The organism is Blastococcus sp. TF02A-30 (genome assembly GCF_003319185.1).
Taxonomy (GTDB): Bacteria; Actinomycetota; Actinomycetes; order Mycobacteriales; family Geodermatophilaceae; genus Blastococcus.
The window spans coordinates 226,466-250,618 of record NZ_QOHJ01000002.1 but is presented as its reverse complement, the minus strand read 5'-3'; the positions used below and the strand labels follow the sequence as shown (position 1 = coordinate 250,618).

Here is a 24,153-nt window from a genome sequence, read left to right as displayed (position 1 = left end):
GAGAGAAGACGACCATGGATCTGGCCACGCTCTGGTTCGCCGCCGTCGCGGTGCTCTGGACCGGGTTCCTGCTGCTCGAGGGGTTCGACTTCGGCGTCGCCGCCCTGCTTCCCGTGCTGGGCCGCCGCCCCGCCGACCGGCACCTGATGCTGCGCAGCATCGGCCCGCTCTGGGACGGCAACGAGGTCTGGCTGATCACCGCCGCCGGTGCGGTGTTCGCCGCCTTCCCCGGCTGGTACGCCACCTGGCTGCCGGCGCTGTACCTGCCCTTCGTGCTGGTGCTGTTCGGGCTGATCATCCGGGCTGTCGCCTTCGAGTGGCGGCACTCGCACCACACCGAGGCGTGGGACGCGACCTGGACCCGGATCATCACCGCCGGCTCGCTGATCGCCGCGCTCGGCGTGGGCGCGGCCCTGGGTGCGACCACCCTCGGCCTGCCGATCGACGCCGACGGCAACCGCGTCGGTGGCGCGTTCGCCGGCCTCAGCTGGGCGGCTCTCCTGGGGGCCGCCGCGGTGCTCGGCTTCTCGCTGGTGCACGGCGCGCTCTTCCTCGCGCTCAAGGTCGACGGCGACGTGCGGCTGCGGGCCCGGGCGTTCGCGCTGCGCTGGTCGCCGGTCGCCGCGCTGCCGCTGCTGGGCTGGGCCGGCTGGGTGCACCTGCGCTACGGCACCCCGGTCACCGGCGTGCTGTGGCTGATCGCGGCGCTGGCCGGGGTCGTCGCCTGGGCGCGGATCAAGGTCGACGCCGAGGGCTCGGCGTTCGCCGCGTGGGCGGTGCTGCTGGTGGCCTCGGCGGCGACGATCTTCGGGGCGGCCTACCCCGTCGTCGTCCCCTCGACGATCGACGCGGCCTTCGACGTGACCGTGACCGACGCCTCGGTGAGCGACTACACGCTGACCGTCATGACCTGGGCGGCCGCCGTAGGGTTGCCGGTCGTGCTCGGTTACCAGGCGTGGACCTACTGGGTGTTCCGCAAGCGGCTGACCGCGGAGCCGGTCCACGAGCAGCCGGCCGAGGCCGCCCGGGCATGAGCACCGACGCCGGACGGGGGCCGCTCGGCGCGCTGGCCGGCGTCCCGGGGCTGACGGGGGCGCTGGTCCGGGCCGGCCTGGCCGCGCTCGGCCAGGCCGCCGGCCTGGTGCTGCTCGCCGCGGGCCTGGCCCACGCGGTCGCCCGGGGGGCCGGGCTGGCCGACGGCGGGGTCGGCGGCCCGCTCGTGCTGGCCGCGGCCGGCGCCGCCCTGCGCGCCGCGGCCGGCACCGCCGGCGAGGTGCTCGCCGCCCGGGACGCCCGCCGCGCCGAGGACCGGCTCCGGCGCGCGCTGCTCGACCGGCTGGCCGCCTCCCCCGCCGCGGTCGCCGCCGCCGGAGGTCCGGCCCCGGCCGCCGTGCTGGCCACCACGCGGCTGCACGACCTGGGCCCGGCGCTGGCCACCTACCTGCCGGCGCTGGCCCAGACGATCGTCGTCCCCCCGGTGCTGCTGGTCGTGCTGGCCGCGACCGACCTGCTCTCGGCCGTGCTGGTCGCCTGCACGCTGCCGCTGGTGCCGGTGTTCATGGTGCTGGTCGGCAAGCACACCCAGGTGGCCACGGCCGACTCGGCCCGGGCCCTCGACCGGATCGCCGCACACGTCGCCGAGCTCGTCCGCGGACTGCCGGTGCTGGTCGGCCTCGGCCGCGCCGCCGACCAGGCCGCCGCGCTGGCCCGGCTCGGCCAGGCGCACCGCACCCGCACGATGGCCACGCTGCGGATCGCCTTCCTCTCCGCGCTGGTGCTCGAGCTGATCGCCACCCTCTCCGTCGCGCTGGTCGCGGTCACCGTAGGCCTGCGGCTGGTGCACGGGAACCTGTCGCTGGCCCTCGGTCTCACCGCGCTGCTGCTCGCCCCGGAGGCGTTCGCCCCGCTGCGCGCGCTCGGCTCGGCGCACCACGCCGCCGAGGACGCCGCGCTGGCCGCCGCCGAGGCCCGTGCCGTTCTCGCCGCCCCCGTCCCCGGGCGCGCGGCGGGGTCGGACGACGACGACCCGCGCGGTGCCGACGTCGCCGTCCGCGGCCTGACGGTCCGCTACCCGGGCCGGCTGGTCGCCGCGCTCCCCCCGACCGACCTCGACGTCCGCCCCGGCGAGATGGTCACGCTGACCGGCGCCAGCGGATCGGGCAAGTCGACGCTGCTGGCCGCGCTGGCCGGCCTCCTCGGCCCGGACGCCGTCGACGGCGGGTCGGTGCGCGGCGTCCCGGCCGGCGCGGTCGCGGTGGTGCCGCAGTTCCCCCGCACCACGGGCGCGACCGTCGCCGACGAGCTGCGCCGGCACGCCGGCTCCGAGCCCGGCGTCGACGAGATCGTCGGCGAGGCGTTCGTGGTCGAGGCGCTGGCCCGGGTGGGCGCCACCGACCTCGCCGGCCGGGAACCGGAGTCGCTCTCCCCCGGCCAGCTGCAGCGGGTGGCGCTGGCGCGGGCACTGGTCCGCATCCGCCGCGGCGCCCGCCTCCTGCTGCTCGACGAGCCGACCGCGCACCTGGACGACGACGCCCGTGCCCTGGTCGCCGAGGTGCTCCTGGGTCTGCGCGGCACGGTCACCACCTTGCTCGTCACCCACGACCCGGTGCTGGGCGCGCTGGGCGACCGGACCGTCGAGCTGCCCGAACCCGCACCCGCCCCCGCCGAGACCCCCGCCGAGACCCCCGCTCCCTCGAGCTCTCGGTACCGAAAGCTGGAGGGGGCGGTCAAGGAGGTCGGCGACCCGGCTCCCGAGCGCGGTGCGCTGGCCCGCGCCGGCCTGATCGGCGCGCTCTCCTCCGGTGCGGGAGTGGCGCTGACCGCCGTGTCCGGCTGGCTGATCGTGCGCGCCGCGGAGATGCCCCCGGTGCTCACGCTGATGGTCGCCATCGTCGGCGTGCGGTTCTTCGGGCTCGGCCGCGCCGGGCTGCGCTGGCTGGAGCGGCTGGCCTCGCACGACGCCGCGCTCCGGATGGCCGCGTCGCTGCGGGTGCGGGTGTGGCGGGCGCTGGCCGCCCAGGGGCTGGCCGCGGACCGGACGCCCGGGGCCGCGCTGGCCCGCGTGGTCGGCGACGTCGGCGTGGTGCAGGACCTCACCGTGCGGGTGCGCCCGCCGCTGGTCGTGGCGATCGCCGTGCCCGCCGCCACCGTGGCCGCGCTCGCACTCCTCGACCCGGTGGTCGCCGGCACGGTGGCCGCGGTGCTGGCCGCCACCGTCGCGGCGGTCTGGTGGACCCACCGCCGGCTGGACGCCGGCGCCGCGCGCGCCGAGAGCACGCTCCAGGTCGACGCGCTGCGGGCCACGAGCACCGCGCTGGACGGCGCCGCCGACCTCCGCGCCCACGGGCTGGCCGCGCGCACCGCCCGTGACCTGGCGGCGGTTGCCGACCGGCAGGCGTCGTTCGCCCGCACCGGTTCCCGCGCCGCGGCGCTCGGCACCGGCCTGATCGTGCTGGGCACGGGCCTGGCCGCGGTGCTGGCGACGGCCGTGGGCGCCCGCGACGGCCTGGCCGGTCCGGTGCTCGCCGTGCTCGCGCTCGCCCCGCTGGCGCTGTCGGAACCCCTCGCCGGGCTGGTGCCGGCCCTGCAGCGGCGGGGCGCGCTGGCCGACGCGCAGGCCCGCCTGGACGCCGTCCTCACCGCTCCCCTGCCCGCCGAGCCGGCCGAGCCGCTGCCGGCACCCGCCGAGGTGCGCGAGCTGGCCGTCGAGGACCTGACCGCCGGCTGGCCGGGCGGCCCGGACGTGCTGCGCGACCTGACCGCGGCGGCGCGGGCCGGCGACGGCTGGCTGGTGGTCCGCGGCCCGTCGGGCACCGGCAAGTCGACGTTGCTCGCCGTCCTCATGGCCGCGCTGCGTCCACGGGCCGGGCGCTACGCGCTCGACGGGGTCGACACCGCGCGGCTGACCGGCGAGGCGGTGCGCGGCCGGATGGCCTGGCTGCCGCAGGAGGCGCACGTGTTCGCCTCGAGCATCCGGGCCAACCTGGCGGCGGCCGCCCCGCGCGGCGCGCTGAGCGGACCGGACGGCGAGCTGCGGATGGCCACGGCGCTCGTCTCCTGCGGCCTCGGTCGGCTGCTGGACTCGCTGCCCGAGGGGCTCGACACCCAGGTCGGCGCCGGGGGCACCGCGCTGTCCGGGGGCGAGCGCCGCCGGCTGGCCGCGGCCCGCGCGCTGCTGGCCGACCGCGACGTCGTCCTCCTCGACGAGCCGACCGCGCACCTGGACCCGCCGACGGCGCGAGCGCTGGTCGAGGACCTGCGCACCGCGCTGGCCGGCCGGGTGGTCGTCTGCGTGACCCACGACGGCGACGTCGAGCGCGACGGCGACACCGTGCTGCATCTGGGCGAGACGGCGGCGCGCGCGACCGCCTGACTCAGGCCGCGGGGACCTCGACCGGGATCTCCGGGCCGAGCCGGGCGCCCTGCAGCAGCTCCAGGTCGTCGCCGGACCAGAAGCTGCCGGGGTCGTAGGCGTTGAGCGGCCGGTCGCCCGGCAGCAGCCCCATCGCCGTGTAGGTGGCGGCGACCAGCTCGGCGCAGAACACCGTCTCGGCGCGGGTGTGCCGCCGCAGCCGGCCGTTGACCCAGCCGCGCACCAGGCCGCGGGTCGTCGGGAACGGGCGGCCGTCGAGCCGGGCGACGGTGCGCAGGACGGCGTCCTCCATCGCGGGGGTCACGCCCCCGTGGTCGGCGGGGCCGACCAGCTGCCGCAGCCAGGCCCGCTGCCCGTACCGCTGCCGCCAGGTGAGGACGGCGTCGCGCAGGTCGTGCAGCTGCACGCCCCGCTGGTGCTGACCGGTCCACGCGTCCGGCAGCGAGCGGCCGAGCTCGGCGTGCCAGAGCAGCGGCGGCAGGTCGTCCAGCACGACCGCCATGCCGACGTGGTTCACCGGCGCGTTGGTCAGCGCACGGATCGCCCGGTCGGCCACGGAGGCACCGCGGAAGATCCAGACGTCACCGGTGCGGGTCAGCTCCACCGCGTCCTCGAGCGAAAGCGCAGGCACGGGGCGCTACGTTACGGACGTGCGCCCCTGGAAGCTGCTCGGACTGGCCGGCCTCGCCGGTGTCGCCGCGACCGGGGCGGTGCTGGCCCGCAACGAGCGGCAGCGCCGAGCCCTGACCCCCGAGGACGTGCGCGCCCGGCTGCACGAGCGGCACGCCGCGGCTGCCGCCGAGCCGGAGCCGGCGACCGCCGCCGAGCTGACCGCGGGCCGAACCCACCGCCTGGCCCGGGTGCTCCGCCGGCGCTGACGCGCAGGGCTCAGCCGGACCCGTTCCGGGGAGGCAGCCGGCGGAGCCAGGGGTCGGTCGCGGACTGCGCCCGCAGGCGCGGCAGCCCCTCCGCGAGTCGGAGGTCCTCCTGGGCGAGCGCCTGCAGGGCCGTGCTCCCCGTGCTCCCCGGCTCCCGGTTCCGCACCTCCACGGCCAGGGCGCACGCCCGGTCGTAGAGGGCCTCGAGGGACCGCGGGCGGTACCAGGTCGCGGTCCCCGGGAACTCCTCCGACCACCGGCCCGGTCGGAGCACGGCCAGCGCCACCTGCAGCTCGTCGTGGACCGAGCTGAGCTCCTGGACGAAGGTGTCGGCGCCCGCCTCGGGCCCGCACGCGCCGAGCAACCGCCCGAAGGACGCAACCGCCGTCCTGGCTGCGTCCAGGTCGGCCGGTTCCGCCCCGTCGCTGGCCGCCGCGTTCAGCCAGGCGGCGGCGGCGGAGTGGGTGATCCTGAGCCGGAGCGGCAGGTAGCCGTCGTCGTCGGTGCGCGCCGGAGGAGGCGCGCCGTTCGTCGAGCCGTGCACCCGGAACGGGTCGCGCCGCTGCCACTCCACGACCTTGAGCAGGTCCTCGAGCCGGCGCGCCTGCGCTCGGAAGCCGTCCAGCCCTCCGTCCCCCGCGCCCAGCCGCTGCACGTACGCCGCGCGCGCCAGTGCGTTGCGCGGATCGCGCTGGACCGCGAACGCCTGGAGCCGACGTCGGAACTCCTCGTCCTCCGGGGACGAGTTGGCCGGCAGCGTCGCGACGACGTGCGCCGCGACGCTGTCCCACTGCGTGGCACCGCACAGCCCGCGTTCCAGTCGTGGGTGCCCGACCGCCACCTCGGTGAGGATCACCGCTGCCGCGGCCGTCAGCCGGTTGCGCGAGTCCGGCGGCGGCGTCTTCGCGGCGGTGGCGTCGCCGCCCGCGGCCGCCTTCTCCGGCGTCGGATCCTTGCGGAACCGCTCCCCGTCGACGATGGCCGTCCGCACCACCGCGCCGTTCCGCGTCACGGTCACCGTCATCCAGCCGTCCGCGTGGTCCTCCACCGTGGCGCGCCAGGGGACGGACGGCTGCACCAGGCCGGCGGCCGAGGCGAGGAACGTGGCGACCTTGCCCGCGGGCAGACCTTTGAGCGCTTCGGCCGGGAGGTCGACGACGTCCACCTGCTGGGGCGCCTTGAGCCCCTCGGGCGGTGAGGTCCCCAGGTCCTGCAGACGGGCGAGGACGTAGGACGTGCCGGCCGCGTCGGCCGCGTTCCCGGCACGCACCGCCACGTGCAGCCGCAGCGCGTGCCCCCGCCCGACGGCGAGCAGCGCGACGCCCAGCGCGGCGACCCCCGCGCTGAGGACCCACGGCCACCCCTCGTCGGGCACGTCGGGAAGGGCGCGGCCGAGGGCCACCACCGCCAGGAGGCCGAGCACCGACAGGGCGCCCCCGAGCCAACCGGCCGCGGCCCGCGGGAGCTCCAGCCGCTGGGCCCGGGTGCCCAGATCGCGCAGGGTGCGGGCGTGGGCACCGAGCCAGACCGTCAGGAGCACGAGGGCGGCCAGCCCTGCGGCCACGGGCGTCCGCCACTCCTGACCGATGCCGTCCGCCCGGGCGGGCGGCCAGCCCAGGAGGGCGATCCCCCGCACGACGGCCATGACGACCAGGGCCAGCCCGGACCACCACGCCGCCGTGCGCAACCCGTCCGGCCACGCGAGCGCGGCACCCGGAGCGACCACGGGCGTCAGGAGCCGGGCCAGGACGAGCAGGACGGCGAGGACCCCGAGCGCCGGTACGAGGAAGGCCCAGGAGGGGCCGAGCCACCGCGAGTAGAAGGCGTCCCAGCGGTCGGCGGCCCGAGCGGGGAACACCCGTTCGTCGGGTGTCAGCCCGGTGCGTGCCGCGGCGTTGGCCGGGTCCAGCGCGAGTGCGCTCTGGAAGCAGGCGTCCGCGTCGTCACCCAGGCCGGCCCGCGCCAGCCGCTGCGCCGAGGCCGCCACCCGCTCCGCGGCCCCCCGCCGCGCCTCGACGTGCTCCAGACCGGCAGCCGCCCGCACGTCCCCGCCCTCGAGCGCGGCCTCGTACAACCGCTCGGCGAGGCCCAGCTCACCGGCCTCGGACAGGCGGTTCGCCTCCCGCAGCCCGGCGTCCGCGTCCCCGGCGCCGACCACCGGCGGTTCGGGCGCGAGCGGCGGTGCGAAGCAGAACTGCGGACCGGAGGAGTCCGACGGCCCCGTGGGGAGCACCGCCCACCCGACGGCCCCGAGGGCTGCAAGGACCGCCGCTCCCCCCACGAGGTGCCTCAGCCAGGTGGGCACGGCGCCTCCCCCGCAGGCCCGGACGAGGAAGCGGACGCTAGACCCCGTGGTTCCGCGGGAACAGTGGTCGCGGCGCGGGTGGCCGCGCGACCGGCGCCACGTTTCGCCCGCCCCCGCCCCGCGCATGCACCGGTCATGGCCGAGGACCAGCACGCCGACGACCGGGGCGAGGAGCAGGCGCCCACGATCGGCTTCCGCGACCGCGACGACGCCGCGATCCGCGAGGAGAGCCTCGGCGAGCGCGTCCTGGGCTCGCTGCTCGACCGCGCGCACCTGATCCCGCCGCGCCTCGTCGGGCCGCTCGTGGCCCAGGAGCTCACGGCGATCGGTTGCCGGAAGGTGTCGATCCACCTGCAGGACTACGACCAGCACACCCTGCAGCCGTTGCGCGGGACGCTGCTGCACGCCGAGGTGCTGCCGATCGACGGCACGGCGACGGGTCGGGCGTTCGCCACCGAGGAGCCGGTCGAGACCGAGGACGACGGCGGGACCCGGCTGCACCTCCCGATGCTGGACGGATCCGACCGGGTCGGGGTCCTGTCCTTCACCCTCGACCGCGTCAACGAGCACGACCGGCGACTGGCCCAGCGCCTGGCCGGGCTGGTCGCCGACCTCGTCGTCACGAAGAACGAGTACACCGACACCTTCGCCCAGATCCGCACCACGCAGCCGATGAGCCTGGCCGCGCAGCTGCAGTGGCAGACCCTCCCCCCGCTGTCGATGAAGACGCCGGAGCTGGACCTGGCCGGGATCCTCGAACCGGCCTACGAGGTCGGCGGCGACTGCTTCGACTACGCCTACGACCACCACACGCTCCACCTGGCCGTCTTCGACGCGATGGGCCACGGGCTCGAGGCGGCCACGATGTCGACGGTCGTGACCGCCGCCTACCGGCACGGCCGGCGCGCCGGCGTGGAGCTCGCGCAGCTGTGCGCGGAGATGGACCGGGTCGTCGCGACCACGTACCCGGGCAGGTTCGCCACCGCCCACGTCGGTCAGCTGGACACCCGCGACGGAGTCCTCACCTACGTCAACGCGGGGCACCCCTCCGCCCTGCTCGTGCGCCACGGGACGGTGGTGGACGAGCTGACCGGGCCGACCACCCGGCCGCTGGGGCTCGGCGACCGCGAACCGCGGGTCGAGAAGGTCCAGCTGGAGCCGGGCGACCGGGTGCTGTTCTTCACCGACGGCGTGGTGGAGGAACGCCTCGACGGCGGCGAGCAGTTCGGCGAGCACCGGCTGCGCGAGCTCATCGAGCAGAGCGCCTCGGACGGGTTGCGGGCGCCGGAGACGATCCGCCGGCTCTCGCACGCGCTCGTGGACGCCCGCCGCGGCCGCACCAGCGACGACGCGTCGCTGCTGCTCGTCGAGTGGAAGCAGCCACCGCACGACGACGAGCTCTCCCCCGACATCCCCGAGGCGCGACCCACCAGCGACCGGAGCTAACCCGGCGGCAACGCCGTTCCCTCGTCCTTGAGCGCCACCCCGGACGCGCCCAGCGCCCGGGCGCCGGCCAGCAGCGCGGCGATCGTCCGCGCCGCCTGCTCGTAGCCCAGCCCGTGCGGCGGCCGCACGTTGGAGACGCAGTTGCGCTCGGAGTCCACCCGCCCGGGCCTCGGGTCCCAGGTGAGGTAGGCGCCGAGGGAGTCGGCCGACGACAGGCCCGGCCGCTCGCCGATCAGCACGACGACCGCCCGCACGCCGAGCGCCGCGCCGATCGCGTCACCCAGGCCCACCCGCGCCTGGTGCGCGAGCACGACCGGCGCCACCGACCACCCGTCGAGCAGGTCCAGCAGCGCGGTCGCCAGCCCCGCCCCGTGCTCGTGCACCGCCCGCGGGGACAGACCGTCGGCGAGCACCACCGCGAGGTCGTCGCCGGTCCGGGGCAGCGACGTCCCCTCCGCCGGCCGGCGCCCGAGGTCCGGCCGCTGCAGGTACTCCGCCCGGTCGGCGGCCGCCGAGCGCACCTCCAGCACGTCGAGGTCGCCGAGCGCGGCCCGCACGACGTCCGGCTCGAACGGCATGTGCACCGCGTCGCGGGCGGCCGCGTGCGCGAGCCGGAACTCCAGCTCGCGGGCCGTCGGCAGGCCGTCGCCGGCGCGGCCGAGGGCCACCCGCGCCCGGGTCGCCGCGCGCAGCACCGCCCACGGGTCGTTCCCGACCGCGGTCACGGCTGCGCCGCCGCGAGCAGCGCCTTCGCCGCCGGTGCGTCGGGCGCCAGCGCGCGCACCCGGCCGTCGTCGTCCAGCAGGTCCATCCGGGCCAGCCACTCCTCGAACTCCGGCGCCGGGCGCAGCCCCAGCACCTGCCGCGCGGTCAGCACGTCGGAGAAGGACAGCGACTGGTAGTGCAGCATCACGTCGTCCGACCCCGGGACGGCGATGACGAACGAGCACCCGGCGGCGGCGAGCAGCACGGTGAGCGTGTCGGTGTCGTCGGCGTCGACCTCGGCGTGGTTCGTGTAGCAGACGTCGACCCCCATGGGCAGGCCGAGCAGCTTGCCGCAGAAGTGGTCCTCCAGCCCGGCCCGGATCACCTGCTTGCCGTCGTACAGGTACTCGGGGCCGATGAAACCGACGACGGTGTTCACCAGCAGCGGCTCGAAGTGCCGGGCGACGGCGTAGGCGCGGCACTCCAGCGTCTGCTGGTCGACCGGCCGCCCGCCGACGCCGAGGTGCGCGCCGGCCGACAGCGCCGACCCCTGCCCGGTCTCGAAGTAGGTGACGTTGCGCCCCACCGTGCCGCGCCCGAGCTCCAGCGCGCCGGCCCGCGCCTCGGCCAGCAGGTCGAGCGTGACGCCGAATCCCCGGTTGGCCTCCTGGGTGCCGGCCACCGACTGGAACACCAGGTCCACCGGTGCGCCCTGCTCCAGCGCGCGCAGCGTCGTGGTGACGTGCGCGAGCACGCAGGACTGGGTCGGGATGCCGTACCGGGTGATGACCGCGTCGAGCAGCTCCAGCAGGGCGACGGTCTGCGCCGGCGAGTCGGTGGCCGGGTTGATCCCGATGACCGCATCACCGGACCCCTGCAGCAGCCCGTCGACCACCGAGGCCGTCACGCCGAGCGGGTCGTCGGTCGGGTGGTTGGGCTGCAGCCGCGACGCCAGCCGTCCCGGCAGCCCCAGCGTGGAGCGCAGCCTGGTCACCACCCGGGCCCGCCGCCCGACGGCGATGAGGTCGGCGTTGCGCATCAGCTTCGACACCGCCGCGACCATCTCCGGGGTGAGCCCCGGCGCCAGGGCGCTGATCGCCGGCTCGTCGCCGTCCGCCGCCCAGGCCAGCAGCCGGTCGCGGAACTCCCCCACGGTCAGCGATGCGACCGGCGCGAACGCGGCCGCGTCGTGGGTGTCGACGATGAGGCGGGTGACGTCGTCCTCGTCGTAGCCGACCACCTGCTCGTCGAGGAAGGTGGCCAGCGGGAGGTCGGCGAGCACGGTCTGCGCCGCCACCCGCTCGGCCGCCGACCCCGCCGCGCACCCGGCCAGCACGTCCCCCGAGCGCGCCGGGGTGGCCTTGGCGAGCAGCTCGACCAGCGACGGGAACTCGTAGGTGTGCCCGCCGAGGGTGGTGCGGCGGACGGTCACTCCATCTCCCGCTCGGCGGCGGCCAGCAGCTCGAACTCCTCCTCCGGCGCCGATGCGACGAGGTGGTGCCGGCTGTAGAGGGCGAAGTAGCCGAGGAACAGCGCGTAGGCGGCCAGCGTCCACAGCGCCGCCTCGACGTCGACCAGGAACGTGGCGACGACGGCCGCCGCCGCGAGCACCAGCGCCGTGCCCGTCGTCGCCACCCCGCCCGGCGTCCGGTACGGGCGGTGCAGGTCCGGCTCGCGGCGGCGCAGCACGACGTGGCTGACCATCATCAGCACGTAGGAGACGGTCGCGCCGAACACCGCCATGTTGAGCAGCATCGCGCCCTCGCCGGTCAGCGACAGGACGAATCCGATGGCGCCGGGGACCAGCAGCGCCAGCACCGGCGCCTTGCGGCCGTTGGTCACCGACAGGGCCCGCGGCAGGTAGCCGGCGCGGGAGAGCGCGAAGGTCTGCCGCGAGTAGGCGTAGATGATCGAGAAGAAGCTGGCGACCAGCCCGAACAGCCCCGCGTAGTTGACGACGTCGGTCAGCGCCGAGGACGACCCGGCGACCTCGAGCGCCTCCACCGGCGGGTTGCCGCTGGCCGACATCGCCTCCGAGCCGCCGGCGCCGGCGGTGAACACGAGCATGAGGACGGCCAGGACCAGGAGCACGCCCATCGCCGCGACGATGCCCCGGGGCAGCGCGCGGGCCGGGTCGCGGGCCTCCTCCGAGGCCAGCGGGACGCACTCGACGGCGAGGAAGAACCAGATCGCGAACGGGAACGCCGCCCAGATGCCCATCCAGCCCTGCGGGAGGAAGTCCGAGGCGCCGGCGGCGTCGGTGGGCGCGATGTCGAGCAGGTTCGCGGAGTCGAACGCGGGGACGGCGCCGACCAGGTAGACGACGAGCCCGGCGACGGCGATCGCCGCGATCACCAGCATCACCTTGAGCGCCTCGCCGACGCCCATGAGGTGCACGCCGATGAACAGCGCGTAGGCGGCCAGGTACACCCACCAGCCGTCGGTGATGCCGAACAGCCCGAGCGACTCGACGTAGGCGCCGATGAAGGTGGCGATCGCGGCCGGGGCGATGGCGTACTCGATGAGCACCGCCACCCCGGTCGCGTACCCGCCCCAGGGACCCAGCGCCCGCCGGGCGAAGGTGTAGCCGCCGCCCGCCGTCGGCAGCGCCGACCCCAGCTCGGCCAGCCCGAACACCATGGCGGTGTACATGACGGCCATGAGCACGAGCGCGACGAGCAGCCCGCCGAACCCGCCCTCGGCCAGCCCGAAGTTCCAGCCGGCGTAGTCGCCGGAGATGACCGCCGCCACCCCGAGGCCGGCCAGCAGCACCCAGCCGGCGGTGCCGGTGCGCAGCTCCCGCTTCCGCAGGTAGCCGGCGTCGACCACCTCCGCCTCGACGCCGGCGTGGTGGGGGGCGGGCCGGGCGGTGGGGTCGACGGTCATGGCGGCAGCGTGGACCCGCCCGCGACGGCACCGCAACGGGCCTCGACGTGTTGGAACACGGAGTTCACCGGGCCGGTACGCAGCGCCCCGGGACGGGTAGGAGCACCTCCCCCTCCCCCAGCGCACCTGGAGCTCCCATGGCCCGGAACACGCTCTCCCGCACGCTGCACGACCTCGGCCTGTCCGCCTGGTTCGGCGGCACGCTGGCCAACGCGGTCGCCCTCAACCCCGCCGCCGGCGAGGCGGGGACCGACGCGGCCACCGGGCGCGTCGCCAACGCCGGCTGGGACCGGTGGACGCCGGTCAACGCGGTCGCGATCGGCGCGCACCTCGTGGGCAGCGTGGGCCAGCTGCGGGCGAACAAGCAGCGGGTGGCCGCCCAGCAGGGGGTCGCGGGCATGTCGGCGCTCAAGACCCTGGTCACCGCCGCCGCCCTCGGCGCCACGGCCTACAGCCGCGTGCTCGGCCAGCGCGTCTCGGCCGCCGGCTCGGTGCCCTCCCGGTCGGGCACCCGGCCGAGCAAGCGGACCAAGGCGCTCCAGGCCGACGTCGCCGCCGCGCAGCAGCAGCTGGACACGCTGCAGTGGGTGATCCCCGCGCTCACCGGCACGCTGGTGGCGATCAGCTCCTACGCCGGCGAGCAGCAGCGCGCCGGCGAGGTGGCCCGAGGCGTCGCGGCGCGCTGACGCGGGGACGGCCGCCGGAAGGCGCGGCGCGGCTCAGATGCTGCGCCAGCGCCCCTCGGTGGCGTTGCCCGCGGGCTGGGACTCCAGGACGTTGCCGGTGGTCGGCGGCACGTCGTCGTCGGCGATGGCCATCCGCTGCAGCAGCGGTCCGACCAGCGCGTCGTAGACCCCGGGCAGCAGCCGGAAGCCCGCGGTGACCACGTGGTTGAGGACCCCGGCCTGCACCACCCGGCGGGGCCGGTCCAGCGTGGAGAGCACGCGGCGCGCCACGCGGTACGGCGAGTAGGTGGGCGGGGGCGGCCGCCCCGTGCTGCCGGTCCAGGACGCCGCCTGGCTGTAGATCGGGGTGTTCACCCCGCCGGGCTGGACGACGGAGATGGAGATCCCCGGCTCGTCGCGGACCTCCTGCTGGAGCGTCCGGACCAGGCCGAGCTGCCCCCACTTGGCGGTGACGTAGCTGCCCATCAGCGGGGTGGCGACGTTGCCCAGCAGCGAGTTGACGACGACCAGGTGGCCGGCCCCCTGCTTCCGGAACACCGGCAGGACGACGCGGGCCAGGTTCGCGGTGCCGTGCACGGCGGTGTCGACGACGGTCTCGTAGACCTCCCGCGGCACCTCCTCGATCGTGCCGTAGGCCATCACCTGCGCGGCGTGGACGACGACGTCGAGCCGGCCGAACCGGTCCACCGCCGTCCCCACCGCGGCGCGCAGCGCGTCCTCCTCGAGGACGTCGGCCGGGCACACGACCACCTCGAGGGCACCGGCCGCCCGGCACTCGTCGGCGGCCTCCTCGAGCGACTCGCGGCCGCGGGAGACCAGCACCAGCCGGGCGCCGCGACCGGCGAGCTCCTGGGCGGTCGCCCGGCCGATGCCGCTGGACGCACCGGTGACCAGGACGGCCAGGGGCGTGCCGTCGTCGGGGATGGGCATGGGTGGATCTCCTCCGTGCGGGAGGGCCCTGCTCGCCCCGCCGCGGCTCGACGTCCCGCCCGGGCTACCCGGCCGCCGGGCGGGTCATGCGGGCGCCACCTCGTCGAGCCGGGCCAGCAGCCACCCGGGCCCGGCCACCTCGACGCCTCCCGGCAGCCGGGCGCGCAGCCCGCGGTCGGCGGTGACGGCGAGGACCGGGCCGTCCTGGACCAGCTCGCCGGCCACCCGGACCAGCGCGTCGTCCCCGCTCCCGGCGGCCCGCACGACGCGCACCCCGTCGACGTCCGGGACGTCGCGCGCCCGCCCCTCGACCACGGCCACCACGCCGTCGCAGCGCAGCGGCCCGCCGTCCGGACCGGGCAGGGTCGTCCCGGGCAGCGCCGCCAGGCGGGCGAGCAGCCGGGCCGCGGCACCGGCGCGGTCGCGCCACCAGCCGTCGGGCCGGGCGCCGACCACGTTGGCCGCGTCCACCAGCAGCACCGCCACCGCGCCTCGCCTCCGTCGTTCGCCCGTCCGGGGGACACCGGGGTTCGCCCAGGTCAGGGCCGGGAACCGCACCCGGGCACCGCCCCGGGGGATCCGTCCGCACCGAGGAGGCAACCATGCCCGGCACCGACCCCACCCTGCCCGATCGCCGTGATCCGGCCGCGACCGCCGTCCAGCCTGCGGTCGGCCGCCCGGCCCCCGGGGAGGGAGCGTCGCCCACCCGCGGCGCCGCCCGCGACGCCGTCGCCGCCCAGCACACCCGCTTCGGCGGGATCAAGTGGGGCGCGGCCTTCTTCGGCTGGCTCTCGGCCAACGGGCTCGCCGTGCTGCTCGTGGCGCTGCTCGGCGCGGCCGGTGTCGCGCTCGGCCTCTCGCAGGGCGTCGACACCGCCGACGAGGCGGCCGACCAGGTCGAGACGCTCGGCCTCGGCGGGGCGATCGGCCTGCTGGTCGTGCTGTTCCTCGCCTACCTGGCCGGCGGGTACGTCGCCGGCCGGATGTCCCGGTTCGACGGCGCCCGGCAGGGCGTCGCGGTCTGGCTGATCGGGCTGGTCGTGGTGGTCGCGCTGGCCGTCGCCGGGGTGATCGCCGGAGCCCAGTACAACGTCTTCGAGGACCTCGACCTGCCGCGCATCCCGGTCGACGAGGGCGACGCGACGACGGCCGGCGTGGTCACCCTGGTCGCCGTGCTGCTGGCCACGCTGGCCGGCGCGGTGCTGGGCGGCAAGCTCGGCGACCGCTACCACCGCAAGGTCGACAGGGCGGGCTTCTGAGAGGACGCTGCGGCGCATGTGCCGGAACATCCGACCGCTGTCGAACTTCGAGCCGCCGGCGACCGACGACGAGGTCCGCGCCGCAGCCCTGCAGTACGTCCGCAAGATCAGCGGGACGACGAAGCCGTCCCGGGCCAACGCCGAGGCCTTCGACCGCGCGGTCGAGGAGATCGCCGAGGCGTCGGCCCGGCTGCTCGACGCCCTGGTGACCACCGCCCCGCCGAAGGACCGCGAGGTGGAGGCCGCCAAGGCGCGGGCGCGCTCCGCCGCCCGCTACGCGAGCTGACCGCGCGGATCGATTGCGCACAACGGGGATGGCGGTGCGGTCGCCGGGGTAGTGCACCGGTCATGACGACGACCGCCGCTCGCCCCGCGGCCTCGCAGGACCACGCGACCGGCGCCACCCGGTGCGCCCAGTGCACCGACGGTCTCGGTGCCCCGCGGCCGGTGGTGCCCGGCAGCTTCCGCGCCCGCGTGCACGCCAACCGCAGCGTGGTCCTCGCCTGGCGGATCGGCGTGTTCACCGTCGGGCTGCTGTGCGTCGCGCTCGGGCTCGCGCTGACCGTGCTGCCCGGCCCGCTCACCATCCCGCCGGTGCTGCTCGGCCTGTGGGTGTGGTCGACCGAGTTCGACTGGGCCCGCCGCTTCTTCACCACGTTCCAGCGCAAGGCGAAGGACGCGTGGGCGCACGCCCGCCAGCACCCGGCCAGCTCGGTCGCGGTGACCGTGGGAGGCCTGGCGCTGGCCGGCGTCGCCGTCTGGTCCGTGGGCCACTTCCAGCTCGTCGACCAGGCCACCACCGCGCTCGGCCTGTGAGCCGCCGGGTCCGCTAGAGGTCGTGCGGGTCCGGCGTCCGGAACGGCGGGTCGTCGGGCGGATCGGCGTGGTCGCCACCGGCGTCCGCGGGCGGCCGGTCCTCCGGGTGGTCGGGCTCCTCCCCGCCGACGCCGAAGCCCTCGGCCGGCGGGGGCGCACCCGCTCCGGGGTCGGCGGCGGGGATCCCCTCGTCTGGCTGGCCGAGGTGCGGTTCCAACGGGCTCGACATCGACATGCCCCTCCCCTACCCCGCCCGGCGCCGGCTCCCTCACCCTTTCGCGTGGCGTCGTCCGCTGTTCACGCGTCTGTTCCCGCAGCATGGGCACCCGACGTCCGGGACGCCCGGGCCAGGGAGGTGGACGTGGCCGACGATCACCGGGAGAGCCGCCAGGAGCGGATCAACCGCGAGCTGATGGAGCTGCTCAACGAGCTGCGGGTGGCGCTGCCGGGCGTGCAGTTCCTCTTCGCCTTCCTCCTCGTCGTCCCGTTCTCGCAGAACGTGGACCGGGTGACGGACTTCCAGCGCGACGTCTACTTCGTGGCGCTGGTGGCCGCCGCGGTCGCCACCGCCCTGCTCATCGCCCCGGCCGCGCAGCACCGGCTGCTGTTCCGGCAGCGCGACAAGGAGAACCTCCTGCAGCGCAGCAACCGGTCGGCGGCCGCGGGGCTGCTCGCGCTCGCGGTGGCCATCTGCTCGGCGCTGCTGCTCGTCGTCGACATCCTGTTCAACCGCACCCAGGCGTGGGTCACGGCCGGGGTCCTCGGCGCGCTGCTGGCCTGGTGGTGGCTGGCGGTCCCGCTGTGGCAGCGGGCCCGCAAGGAGCAGGTGCGGCCGGAGGACTGACCCGGGACCCGATGAGTTCCGCAGCGCGGCGTCGTCGTACCTCCCGACGGCCGCTCCCGGCCGTCGGGAGCGAGAGGCGGACGGGTGACCATCGCGGCGGACGCACCGGTGCGGGGACCGGACCGGGACGACGGCCCGGCGATCGAGACCCACGGGCTGGTCAAGCACTTCGGCACGACCCGGGCGGTCGACGGCGTCGACCTGCTCATCCCGCGCGGCGGGGTGCACGGCTTCCTCGGTCCCAACGGGGCCGGGAAGACCACGACCATCCGGGTGCTGGCCACCCTGATCCGGCCCGACGCCGGCACGGCGCGGGTCTTCGGCCACGACGTGGTGCACGAGGCCGACGCGGTCCGCGCCCGGGTGAGCCTCACCGGCCAGTTCGCCTCGCTCGACGAGGACCTCACCGGCGACGAGAACCTGCGCCTGCTGGCCCGGCTGCTCGGCTACCCCCGGGCGGAGGGCCGGGCGCGGGCCGAGCAGGTGCTCGACGCGTTCGGGCTGACCGAGGCCGCCGGCAAGCAGGTGAAGAAGTACTCCGGCGGCATGCGGCGGCGGATCGACATCGCCGCGAGCATCGTCGTCCGGCCCGACCTGATCTTCCTCGACGAGCCGACGACCGGGCTGGACCCGCGCAGCCGCAACCAGGTCTGGGAGGTGGTCCGGGCGCTGGTCCGCGGCGGGACGACGGTGCTGCTCACCACGCAGTACCTGGACGAGGCCGACCAGCTGGCCGACCGGATCTCGGTCATCGACACCGGCACGGTCGTCGCGGAGGGCTCGCCCGGGGAGCTGAAGGCCTCCGTCGGCACCGGCTCGCTGCACGTGCGGGTGCGCCGGCCGGAGCAGCGCGCGGCGGCCCGCGACCTGCTCCAGCGGGTCCTCGGCGTCGAGGTGCACGAGCAGGGCGACCCCGCCGGGCTCGTCGCCACGGTCGCGGACGCCGGCCCCGTCGCCCGGGCGCTCACCGCCCTGGAGGACGCGCAGATCGGCCTGGCGCAGTACGCGCTGGGCCAGCCCAGCCTCGACGAGGTGTTCCTCGCCCTGACCGGCCACGCGACCGGCACCGCCCCCGCGCAGGAGGACCAGGCATGACCGCCGTCCAGACCCCGGCCACCGGCACCTGGGTGCCCGACACCGCCGCCGTCCACGAAGCCCTGGTCGCCGGCGCGCGGCCGAAGCCGCAGGGACCGCTGGCCGCCTCGGCCACCTTCGGCTGGCGGACGCTGCTGCGGATCAAGCACGTGCCCGAGCAGCTGTTCGACGTCACCGCCTTCCCGGTGATGATGACGCTGATCTTCACGTTGCTCTTCGGCGGCGCCCTCGCCGGCACGGTCGACGCCTACATCCAGTTCTTCCTGCCGGGCATCCTGGTGCAGAGCATCCTGATGATCACGATGTACACCGGCGTCGCGCTGAACACCGACATCGAGAAGGGCGTCTTCGACCGCATCCGCTCGCTGCCGGTGTGGCGGCCCTCGGCCCTGGTGGGAGCGCTGCTCGGCGACGTCCTGCGGTTCACCCTCGCCTCGGCGGTGATCATCACCCTCGGCATGCTGCTCGGCTTCCGGCCGGACGGCGGCGCGCTGGGCGTCCTGGCCGCGGTCGGCCTGCTGCTCGTGTTCGCCTTCGCGCTCGGCTGGATCTGGACGTTCCTGGCGCTGCGGCTGCGGACGCCGAACGCGGTCATGGGCTGGAGCATGCTGGTCATCACGCCGCTGACCTTCGGCAGCAACATCTTCGTCGACCCCTCGACGATGCCCGGCTGGCTGCAGGCCTTCGTCGACGTCAACCCCGTCTCCCACCTGGTGACGGCGGTGCGCGGGCTGATGCACGGCGAGGCGGCCGGCGGCGACGTGCTCATGGTGTTCGCCTGGGCGGCGCTGCTGGTGGCGGTGCTGGGCCCGCTCACCATGCGCCGGTACGGCAACCGGGACTGAGCGACCTCAGTCGAGGATGACGTCGCGCCCCTCCGCCCGGAGCCGGGCGAGGCTGTCGAGCATCGCCTGCACGACCTCGGGCGGGTGCCCCTCCCAGTCCTCGACCTCGGCGACGACGCGCAGAGGGGAGCGGGTGCGGTAGGACTGCGTGGGGTTGCCGGGGAACCGCTGGTCGGTCACGTTCGGGTCGTCCTCGAACGGGCCGAGCGGCTCCACCTCGTAGATGCGCCCCCGGTCGTCGTCCCCGGCGAGGGCCGTGGCCAGCTCGGCTCCCCAGGCGGCGGTGTCCACGAGCGCGGTGAAGTAGACGTGGTTCATCACCCGGCCGGCCGCGAAGTTGGACCCCCGGCCGGGGACGAGCTCGTCGCCGACGGCGAGCACCGCCTTCGTCCCGTGGAAGAAGGGCCCACGGACGTCGGCGCAGTTCTCGAGGGTCACGGGCTCGCGGGTGCCACCGGTCTCCTCCATCGCCCCGACCGTAGGGCGGACCGGGCCTCGGCTACAAAGGTCGCATGCCCTCCGAGCCCGTCCTGCGCCGCGCGCCCTTCGCCGACCTCACCCCGTTCGAGGTCTACGCGCTGTGCCGGCTGCGGGTCGACGTCTTCGTCGTCGAGCAGGAGTGCCCCTACCCGGAGCTCGACGGGCGGGACGTGGAGCCGGCCACCGAGCACCTGTGGTTCGACGTGGATGGCGAGGTCGCGGCCACCATCCGGGTGCTCGACAACGGGGCCAGCAGGGCGATCGGCCGGGTCGCCACCGACGTCCGGTTCCGGGGGCGGGGGCTGGCCGCGCGGCTCATCGAGCAGGGCATCGCCGATTACGGCGACGTCCCGCTGACGCTGGGCGCCCAGGCGCACCTGGAGGGCTGGTACGAGCGGTTCGGCTTCCGCCGGAGCGGGCCCGGCTACGACGAGGACGGCATCCCGCACGTCCCGATGCGCCGCGAACCCACCGCCGCGTGAGCGACGCCGAGCTGCTCCGCGAGGCGGCCGACCGGCTCACCGCCCTGGCCGCGCGCACCACGCCGGGGAACTGGCGGCTGGGCGGGCTGCTCGCCTCGCGCCCCGAGGTGATCGCCGCCCGTGCCGACGGCGGCACCGAGCACGTGGCCGAGGCGCGGGCGGCCTCCGCGGCGTGGATCACCGCGCTCTCCCCCGCCGTCGCGGCACCCCTGGCCGCGGTGCTGCGTGCCGCCGCGGACGACGGCACCGGAACGCCGGCGCTGCTCGAGCTGGCCCGGACGCTCCTCACCCGGCTGCCCTGACCTCGCCGGGCGTCGTCGACCTCGCGGTACGGCGGCCGAGCACGCCGTCGACCGCGCACCCGGCTGCGATACCGCGCGGTCGACGCGCGCCCGCCATTCCGTTAGATGCCTAACGGTTAGCCGCCTAAGCTGAGCTCGTGCAGGCTGCGGACGACTTCCTCCACCTCTTCCTCGCCCGCACGGCCAAGGAGTTGAGCCGGGCGTTCGAGGACGCCCTGGCCGCGGCCGGCGGCTCCGGACCCACCTGGCGGGTGCTGCTCGCGCTGGACGGCGGCGAGCACCGCACCCAGGCCGAGCTGGCCGAGGCGGTCGGCGTCCGGCAGCCCACGCTCACCCACCACCTGGACGCGCTGGAGCGGGCCGGGCTGGTCGTCCGCGAGCGCGATCCGGGCAACCGGCGGGCCCACCAGGTGTCCGTGACGGAATCCGGCCGGCAGCTGTTCCTCCGGCTGCGCCGCACCGCCGCGGCCTTCGACGGCCGGCTGCGGGCCGGCCTCGGCGACGCCGACGTCGCCGCGCTCCGCCGGACCCTCGCCCAGCTGGAGGAGAACTCCCGGCCGGACTGATCAGCCGGCCGGCACCTGCTTCGGGCCGCCGCACTCCCCCGCCCGGCGCAGCAGCACCTCGCGCTCCCGCTCGTTGCCGGTCATGCCGGCCGCGCGCTCGAACTCCGCGCGCGCCTCGTCGCCGCGACCGAGGGACGCGAGCAGGTCACCGCGGACGGCGGGCAGCAGGTGGTACCCGCGCAGTGCCGGGACGTCGACGAGCGCGTCGGCCACCTCGAGCCCGGCCGCAGGTCCGTAGGCGCGCGACACCGCCACCGCCCGGTTCAGCTCGACGACCGGCGACCCGGTCAGCTGCGCCAGCGCCTCGTACAGCGCGGCGATCCGCGGCCAGTCGGTGTCCTCGACGCTGCGGGCCCGCGCGTGGCAGGCGGCGATCGCGGCCTGCAGCGCGTACGGGCCCAGCGCCCCCTGAGCGGTGGCCTCCGCGCGGTCGAGCGCGGCCAGCCCGCGGTTGACCAGCACCCGGTCCCAGCGGCTGCGGTCCTGCTCGGCCAGGGTCACCGCCGCGCCGTCGGGACCCAGCCGGGCGGCCAGCCGCGATGCCTGCACCTCCAAGAGCGACACGAGCCCGTGCACCTCGGACTCCCCCGGCACCAGCCCGGCCAGGATCCGGCCGAGCCGCATGGCCTCCTGGCACAGCGCGGGCCGGGTCAGGTCCTCCCCCGCGGTGGCCGAGTAGCCCTCGTTGAACACCAGGTACACCACCTCGAGCACCGAACCCAGCCGCGCGGTGAAGTCCGCGCCGGTGGGCATCTCGAAGGGCACCCTGGCCGCGGAGAGGGTGCGCTTGGCGCGCACGATCCGCTGGGCCAGCGTCGGCTCGGGCACCAGGAAGGCGCGGGCGATCTCGGCGGTGCCCAGGCCACCGACCAGGCGCAGGGTCAGCGCCACCCGGGCCTCGCGGGACAGCACCGGGTGGCAGGAGATGAAGACCAGCCGCAGCACGTCGTCCTCGACCACCTCGTCGAGCTGCGCGGCCCAGTCCGGCTCCTCGGCCTCGACCAGCTCGCGACCGAGCACCTCGGTCTTGCGGCGCAGGTTCTCCGCCCGGCGGAACGCGTCGACCGCCCGGTGCTTCGCCGTCGCCATCAGCCAGGCGCCCGGCTTGGCCGGCACCCCGCTGTCCGGCCACTGCTCGAGCGCCGCGACCAGCGCGTCCTGCGCGAGCTCCTCGGCCAGCCCGACGTCGCCGGTGACCCGGGTGAGCGCACCGACGATCCGGGCGGACTCCATGCGCCAGACGGCGTCGACGACGCGGTGCAGGTCCGCGGTCGCCGACGCCGTCCCGGCGTCGGTCATCAGGAGCCGTTGCGGGCGGCGACGGCCTCCCGCATCTGCTCCTCCTTCTCGCGCAGCTCCGGGGTCAGCGCGTCGCCGAAGTCGTCGTCGCTGAAGACCTGGCGGATCTCGATCTCGGTGTCGCGGAACGGCGCCTTCTTGATCCACTCGACGCACTCCTCGCGCGAGGAGACCTCGAGCAGCCAGAAGCCGGCCACCAGCTCCTTGGTCTCGGCGAACGGCCCGTCGACGACCGTCGACCCGCCCTCGGCGTCGAACCGGACGCGGGCCCCCTTGGAGCTCGGGTGCAGCCCCTCGCCGGCCAGCATGACGCCGGCCTTGACCAGCTCCTCGTTGTAGGCGCCCATCTCGGCGAGCTGCTGCTCGGTGGGCATGACGCCGTTCTCGGTGTCCTGGTCGGCCTTGACGATCACCATGAAGCGCATCGGGTTCTCCCGGTTCGTGCGAGCGGTGGCCGGTCCTCGTGACCGGCTCAGGTCCCGCTCTACCTTTCCGTCGAACGGACCGGACCGGAATCGACACGACCGGTGAAGTTTTTCTTCGGGCCCCCGGACGCCCACCCGGTCCTCAGCTCGACCGCGCGTAGTGGTGCGCCCGCCCGTAGGCCAGCAGGACGTCGGCGGTGGATCCGCCGTCGTGGAGGAACTGCTCGTCGAGCACGCGGGCGAAGTCGTCGATGGACCCGCGCAGGACGGCGGCCGCGACCCGGACGTCGGACCGCGGGGCCGCCGACCCGGCGGCCGCCAGCGACCCGGCGACGGAGATCATCGCGGGCAGCGCCGCCTCCTCGTCGCCGTCGCGGAAGTAGAACGTCTCGGTGTACTGGGTCAGGTCGACCCGGGCCTGGGCGAGGCCGGCAGCGAGCTCGTGGAGGACCGCCGCCGCGGCCGAACCCGGGTCGTGCAGCAGCTCCTCGGGCGAGACGGTGCGCAGCTGGGCCAGCCGCACCGCGAGCGTGCGGCGCCGGAGCAGGGCGGGGTAGAGCTGCAGCACCCAGGTGACCGAGGCGGTGAGCAGCCCGAAGCCGATCAGCGCCTGCACGGGCACGGCGATCCGCAGCCACCCGGCGACCGGGACGACGTCGCCGAAGCCGAGCGTGGCGAGGGTGACGCTGGACAGGTACACGGCGTCGAGGACATCGCTGCGCGCGGTGACGTCGAGGCCGCTCTGGAACTGGAAGCCCTCCGGGAGGTGCGGTGCGTAGACGAGCGCACCGCCGCCCACCAGGAGGGCCACCCAGACCCCGATGACGGCGGCCACGGCGACGGGCCCGCTCAGCACCCCACCGGAACCCCGGTCCCGGCGCCAGCGGGCCAGCCGCCACACCGAGGCCATGACCCGCGTGCTGATCGTGCCCCGCCCGCTGGGGTGCCACAGCGTGTGGAAGATGTCCCGCAGTGCCACGAGGACGACGGCCACGCCCAGCGCCGTCACCGGCCAGTCGATCCACGCCACCCGCCGAGCGTGCCAAAGATGAGAGGTGCCGGCCGGGTGGGCGGGCTCGGCCTCGACGGGGTGCGACGGCCGGGTAGCCGCTCCCGGACCGGGTAGGGCCAGCCCCATGGCAGACGACGGGGCAGCAGGTGGGTTCGCGGGACGACTGGGCGCGGAGGTGCAGGAGGCCGACGACGGGTCGGCCCGCATCCGGTTCGAGGCCCGGGAGGAGCACCTCAACCCGGCGGGCACGCTGCACGGCGGCGTGCTGGCCACCCTCGTCGACACCGCGATGGGGACGGCGGTGCGCACCGCGACCGGGGACGGCGACGTGCCCGCCACCAGCCAGCTGACGGTGACCTACCTCCGGCCGGGCAAGCCAGGCGCCGTCGAGGTGACCGCCCGGGTGCGGACGAAGGGCGAGCACCTCACGGTGTGCGAGGCCGACGTCGAGCAGGACGGCACGGCCGTCGCGCACGCCGTCGCCACGTTCGCCCTGCTGCACCGCTGAGAACGGGCGGCG

Annotated in this window: 27 protein-coding genes; 15 read left to right on the top strand and 12 right to left on the bottom strand. The window is 76.0% G+C overall.

What is annotated here, in order from left to right:
• Positions 1-14 precede the first annotated feature (14 nt).
• A complete protein-coding gene (cydB, locus tag DQ241_RS05480) occupies positions 15-1,034 on the top strand; it encodes a cytochrome d ubiquinol oxidase subunit II (protein WP_113829163.1) in 1,020 nt (339 codons plus the stop codon).
• Positions 1,031-4,372, top strand: a complete 3,342-nt coding sequence (gene cydC, locus DQ241_RS05475; protein WP_113829162.1) for a thiol reductant ABC exporter subunit CydC — start codon at positions 1,031-1,033, stop codon at positions 4,370-4,372. The genes cydB and cydC overlap by 4 nt, the downstream gene beginning before the upstream one ends.
• Before the next feature lies 1 nt (position 4,373).
• Here cydC and DQ241_RS05470 read toward each other — a convergent pair whose 3' ends face one another.
• Positions 4,374-5,003: a hypothetical protein gene (locus tag DQ241_RS05470; protein ID WP_113829161.1), complete on the bottom strand. Its 630-nt coding sequence runs from the start codon at positions 5,001-5,003 to the stop codon at positions 4,374-4,376.
• 19 nt (positions 5,004-5,022) lie between these two features.
• Here DQ241_RS05470 and DQ241_RS05465 point away from each other — a divergent pair, with 19 nt between their 5' ends.
• On the top strand, positions 5,023-5,250 hold the full coding sequence (locus DQ241_RS05465) for a hypothetical protein (RefSeq protein ID WP_113829160.1): 228 nt from the start codon (positions 5,023-5,025) through the stop codon (positions 5,248-5,250).
• A gap of 10 nt (positions 5,251-5,260) precedes the next feature.
• Here DQ241_RS05465 and DQ241_RS05460 read toward each other — a convergent pair whose 3' ends face one another.
• On the bottom strand, positions 5,261-7,555 hold the full coding sequence (locus DQ241_RS05460) for a hypothetical protein (RefSeq protein WP_147252336.1): 2,295 nt from the start codon (positions 7,553-7,555) through the stop codon (positions 5,261-5,263).
• 135 nt (positions 7,556-7,690) lie between these two features.
• Here DQ241_RS05460 and DQ241_RS05455 point away from each other — a divergent pair, with 135 nt between their 5' ends.
• Positions 7,691-9,001, top strand: coding sequence for a PP2C family protein-serine/threonine phosphatase (locus tag DQ241_RS05455; protein WP_113829158.1), 1,311 nt, complete (start codon positions 7,691-7,693; stop codon positions 8,999-9,001).
• On the opposite strand, the gene eutC is transcribed toward DQ241_RS05455, so the two are convergent.
• From eutC to eat, 3 genes are read right to left on the bottom strand one after another with little or no spacing between them, the layout of a single operon-like run.
• On the bottom strand, positions 8,998-9,726 hold the full coding sequence (gene eutC, locus DQ241_RS05450) for an ethanolamine ammonia-lyase subunit EutC (RefSeq protein WP_113829157.1): 729 nt from the start codon (positions 9,724-9,726) through the stop codon (positions 8,998-9,000). The two genes, DQ241_RS05455 and eutC, sit on opposite strands and share 4 nt — an antisense overlap.
• Complete coding sequence (locus DQ241_RS05445; RefSeq protein ID WP_113829156.1) at positions 9,723-11,138, bottom strand: ethanolamine ammonia-lyase subunit EutB; 1,416 nt, start codon at positions 11,136-11,138, stop codon at positions 9,723-9,725. Before DQ241_RS05445 ends, eutC begins: the two co-directional genes overlap by 4 nt.
• Entirely contained in the window at positions 11,135-12,592 is a 1,458-nt protein-coding gene (gene eat, locus DQ241_RS05440) for an ethanolamine permease (protein ID WP_113829155.1), read from the bottom strand. The genes DQ241_RS05445 and eat overlap by 4 nt, the downstream gene beginning before the upstream one ends.
• 137 nt (positions 12,593-12,729) lie before the next feature.
• Here eat and DQ241_RS05435 point away from each other — a divergent pair, with 137 nt between their 5' ends.
• Positions 12,730-13,278: a hypothetical protein gene (locus DQ241_RS05435; RefSeq protein WP_113829154.1), complete on the top strand. Its 549-nt coding sequence runs from the start codon at positions 12,730-12,732 to the stop codon at positions 13,276-13,278.
• Between the two features lie 33 nt (positions 13,279-13,311).
• On the opposite strand, the gene DQ241_RS05430 is transcribed toward DQ241_RS05435, so the two are convergent.
• Together DQ241_RS05430 and DQ241_RS05425 are read right to left on the bottom strand one after the other, a co-directional pair.
• A complete protein-coding gene (locus tag DQ241_RS05430; RefSeq protein WP_113829153.1) occupies positions 13,312-14,208 on the bottom strand; it encodes an SDR family oxidoreductase in 897 nt (298 codons plus the stop codon).
• An 84-nt stretch (positions 14,209-14,292) separates the two neighbouring features.
• Entirely contained in the window at positions 14,293-14,694 is a 402-nt protein-coding gene (locus DQ241_RS05425) for a hypothetical protein (protein ID WP_113829152.1), read from the bottom strand.
• A 116-nt stretch (positions 14,695-14,810) separates the two neighbouring features.
• Here DQ241_RS05425 and DQ241_RS05420 point away from each other — a divergent pair, with 116 nt between their 5' ends.
• From DQ241_RS05420 to DQ241_RS05410, 3 genes are all read left to right on the top strand, one after another.
• Positions 14,811-15,467, top strand: coding sequence for a hypothetical protein (locus DQ241_RS05420; protein WP_233492224.1), 657 nt, complete (start codon positions 14,811-14,813; stop codon positions 15,465-15,467).
• Between the two features lie 16 nt (positions 15,468-15,483).
• Positions 15,484-15,753, top strand: a complete 270-nt coding sequence (locus DQ241_RS05415; RefSeq protein ID WP_113829151.1) for a DUF2277 domain-containing protein — start codon at positions 15,484-15,486, stop codon at positions 15,751-15,753.
• 62 nt (positions 15,754-15,815) lie between these two features.
• Positions 15,816-16,283, top strand: a complete 468-nt coding sequence (locus tag DQ241_RS05410; protein ID WP_113829150.1) for a PGPGW domain-containing protein — start codon at positions 15,816-15,818, stop codon at positions 16,281-16,283.
• A gap of 13 nt (positions 16,284-16,296) precedes the next feature.
• Here DQ241_RS05410 and DQ241_RS05405 read toward each other — a convergent pair whose 3' ends face one another.
• Positions 16,297-16,518, bottom strand: coding sequence for a hypothetical protein (locus DQ241_RS05405; RefSeq protein ID WP_113829149.1), 222 nt, complete (start codon positions 16,516-16,518; stop codon positions 16,297-16,299).
• A 126-nt stretch (positions 16,519-16,644) separates the two neighbouring features.
• Between DQ241_RS05405 and DQ241_RS05400 the strand changes: the two genes are divergently transcribed.
• The 3 genes from DQ241_RS05400 (at position 16,645) to DQ241_RS05390 (ending at position 19,067) form a co-directional block, all read left to right on the top strand.
• Positions 16,645-17,127 carry a DUF6328 family protein gene (locus tag DQ241_RS05400; protein WP_233492223.1) on the top strand — a complete coding sequence of 161 codons (483 nt, stop codon included), beginning with the start codon at positions 16,645-16,647 and terminating at the stop codon, positions 17,125-17,127.
• A gap of 84 nt (positions 17,128-17,211) precedes the next feature.
• The gene (locus DQ241_RS05395; protein WP_233492222.1) at positions 17,212-18,222 is read left to right on the top strand and encodes an ATP-binding cassette domain-containing protein; all 1,011 of its coding nucleotides are present in this window, start codon (positions 17,212-17,214) and stop codon (positions 18,220-18,222) included.
• Positions 18,219-19,067 (top strand): ABC transporter permease, encoded by an 849-nt coding sequence (locus DQ241_RS05390; RefSeq protein ID WP_113829147.1) that lies wholly within the window; start codon positions 18,219-18,221, stop codon positions 19,065-19,067. The genes DQ241_RS05395 and DQ241_RS05390 overlap by 4 nt, the downstream gene beginning before the upstream one ends.
• Positions 19,068-19,073: 6 nt before the next feature.
• Here DQ241_RS05390 and arr read toward each other — a convergent pair whose 3' ends face one another.
• Positions 19,074-19,535: an NAD(+)--rifampin ADP-ribosyltransferase gene (arr, locus tag DQ241_RS05385; protein WP_113829146.1), complete on the bottom strand. Its 462-nt coding sequence runs from the start codon at positions 19,533-19,535 to the stop codon at positions 19,074-19,076.
• Between the two features lie 44 nt (positions 19,536-19,579).
• On the opposite strand from arr, the gene DQ241_RS05380 reads away from it, so the two are divergent.
• From DQ241_RS05380 to DQ241_RS05370, 3 genes are all read left to right on the top strand, one after another.
• Complete coding sequence (locus tag DQ241_RS05380) at positions 19,580-20,029, top strand: GNAT family N-acetyltransferase (protein WP_113829145.1); 450 nt, start codon at positions 19,580-19,582, stop codon at positions 20,027-20,029.
• Positions 20,026-20,331 carry a hypothetical protein gene (locus tag DQ241_RS05375; RefSeq protein ID WP_113829144.1) on the top strand — a complete coding sequence of 102 codons (306 nt, stop codon included), beginning with the start codon at positions 20,026-20,028 and terminating at the stop codon, positions 20,329-20,331. Before DQ241_RS05380 ends, DQ241_RS05375 begins: the two co-directional genes overlap by 4 nt.
• 137 nt (positions 20,332-20,468) lie before the next feature.
• Entirely contained in the window at positions 20,469-20,897 is a 429-nt protein-coding gene (locus tag DQ241_RS05370) for a MarR family winged helix-turn-helix transcriptional regulator (RefSeq protein WP_113829143.1), read from the top strand.
• Here the strand turns inward: DQ241_RS05370 and DQ241_RS05365 are convergent, their stop codons facing one another.
• The 3 genes from DQ241_RS05365 to DQ241_RS05355 form a co-directional block, all read right to left on the bottom strand.
• The gene (locus DQ241_RS05365) at positions 20,898-22,196 is read right to left on the bottom strand and encodes an RNA polymerase sigma factor (RefSeq protein WP_113829142.1); all 1,299 of its coding nucleotides are present in this window, start codon (positions 22,194-22,196) and stop codon (positions 20,898-20,900) included.
• Positions 22,196-22,621: a YciI family protein gene (locus DQ241_RS05360; RefSeq protein ID WP_113829141.1), complete on the bottom strand. Its 426-nt coding sequence runs from the start codon at positions 22,619-22,621 to the stop codon at positions 22,196-22,198. Before DQ241_RS05360 ends, DQ241_RS05365 begins: the two co-directional genes overlap by 1 nt.
• A gap of 142 nt (positions 22,622-22,763) precedes the next feature.
• Complete coding sequence (locus tag DQ241_RS05355; RefSeq protein ID WP_199584103.1) at positions 22,764-23,651, bottom strand: potassium channel family protein; 888 nt, start codon at positions 23,649-23,651, stop codon at positions 22,764-22,766.
• 106 nt (positions 23,652-23,757) lie between these two features.
• Between DQ241_RS05355 and DQ241_RS05350 the strand changes: the two genes are divergently transcribed.
• The gene (locus tag DQ241_RS05350; protein WP_113829139.1) at positions 23,758-24,141 is read left to right on the top strand and encodes a PaaI family thioesterase; all 384 of its coding nucleotides are present in this window, start codon (positions 23,758-23,760) and stop codon (positions 24,139-24,141) included.
• Positions 24,142-24,153: the final 12 nt, after the last annotated feature.

What these genes read in the sequence shown, in the direction of transcription:
- cydB (WP_113829163.1), top strand. Translation starts at nt 15, where the DNA reads ATGGATCTGGCCACGCTCTGGTTCGCCGCCGTCGCGGTGCTCTGGACC.
- DQ241_RS05380 (WP_113829145.1), top strand. Translation starts at nt 19,580, where the DNA reads ATGCCCTCCGAGCCCGTCCTGCGCCGCGCGCCCTTCGCCGACCTCACC.
- DQ241_RS05420 (WP_233492224.1), top strand. Translation starts at nt 14,811, where the DNA reads ATGCCCGGCACCGACCCCACCCTGCCCGATCGCCGTGATCCGGCCGCG.
- DQ241_RS05410 (WP_113829150.1), top strand. Translation starts at nt 15,816, where the DNA reads ATGACGACGACCGCCGCTCGCCCCGCGGCCTCGCAGGACCACGCGACC.
- DQ241_RS05430 (WP_113829153.1), bottom strand. Translation starts at nt 14,208, where the DNA reads ATGCCCATCCCCGACGACGGCACGCCCCTGGCCGTCCTGGTCACCGGT.
- DQ241_RS05455 (WP_113829158.1), top strand. Translation starts at nt 7,691, where the DNA reads ATGGCCGAGGACCAGCACGCCGACGACCGGGGCGAGGAGCAGGCGCCC.
- DQ241_RS05415 (WP_113829151.1), top strand. Translation starts at nt 15,484, where the DNA reads ATGTGCCGGAACATCCGACCGCTGTCGAACTTCGAGCCGCCGGCGACC.
- DQ241_RS05350 (WP_113829139.1), top strand. Translation starts at nt 23,758, where the DNA reads ATGGCAGACGACGGGGCAGCAGGTGGGTTCGCGGGACGACTGGGCGCG.
- DQ241_RS05435 (WP_113829154.1), top strand. Translation starts at nt 12,730, where the DNA reads ATGGCCCGGAACACGCTCTCCCGCACGCTGCACGACCTCGGCCTGTCC.
- eat (WP_113829155.1), bottom strand. Translation starts at nt 12,592, where the DNA reads ATGACCGTCGACCCCACCGCCCGGCCCGCCCCCCACCACGCCGGCGTC.
- DQ241_RS05360 (WP_113829141.1), bottom strand. Translation starts at nt 22,621, where the DNA reads ATGCGCTTCATGGTGATCGTCAAGGCCGACCAGGACACCGAGAACGGC.
- cydC (WP_113829162.1), top strand. Translation starts at nt 1,031, where the DNA reads ATGAGCACCGACGCCGGACGGGGGCCGCTCGGCGCGCTGGCCGGCGTC.
- DQ241_RS05390 (WP_113829147.1), top strand. Translation starts at nt 18,219, where the DNA reads ATGACCGCCGTCCAGACCCCGGCCACCGGCACCTGGGTGCCCGACACC.
- DQ241_RS05365 (WP_113829142.1), bottom strand. Translation starts at nt 22,196, where the DNA reads ATGACCGACGCCGGGACGGCGTCGGCGACCGCGGACCTGCACCGCGTC.
- DQ241_RS05405 (WP_113829149.1), bottom strand. Translation starts at nt 16,518, where the DNA reads ATGTCGATGTCGAGCCCGTTGGAACCGCACCTCGGCCAGCCAGACGAG.
- arr (WP_113829146.1), bottom strand. Translation starts at nt 19,535, where the DNA reads ATGGAGGAGACCGGTGGCACCCGCGAGCCCGTGACCCTCGAGAACTGC.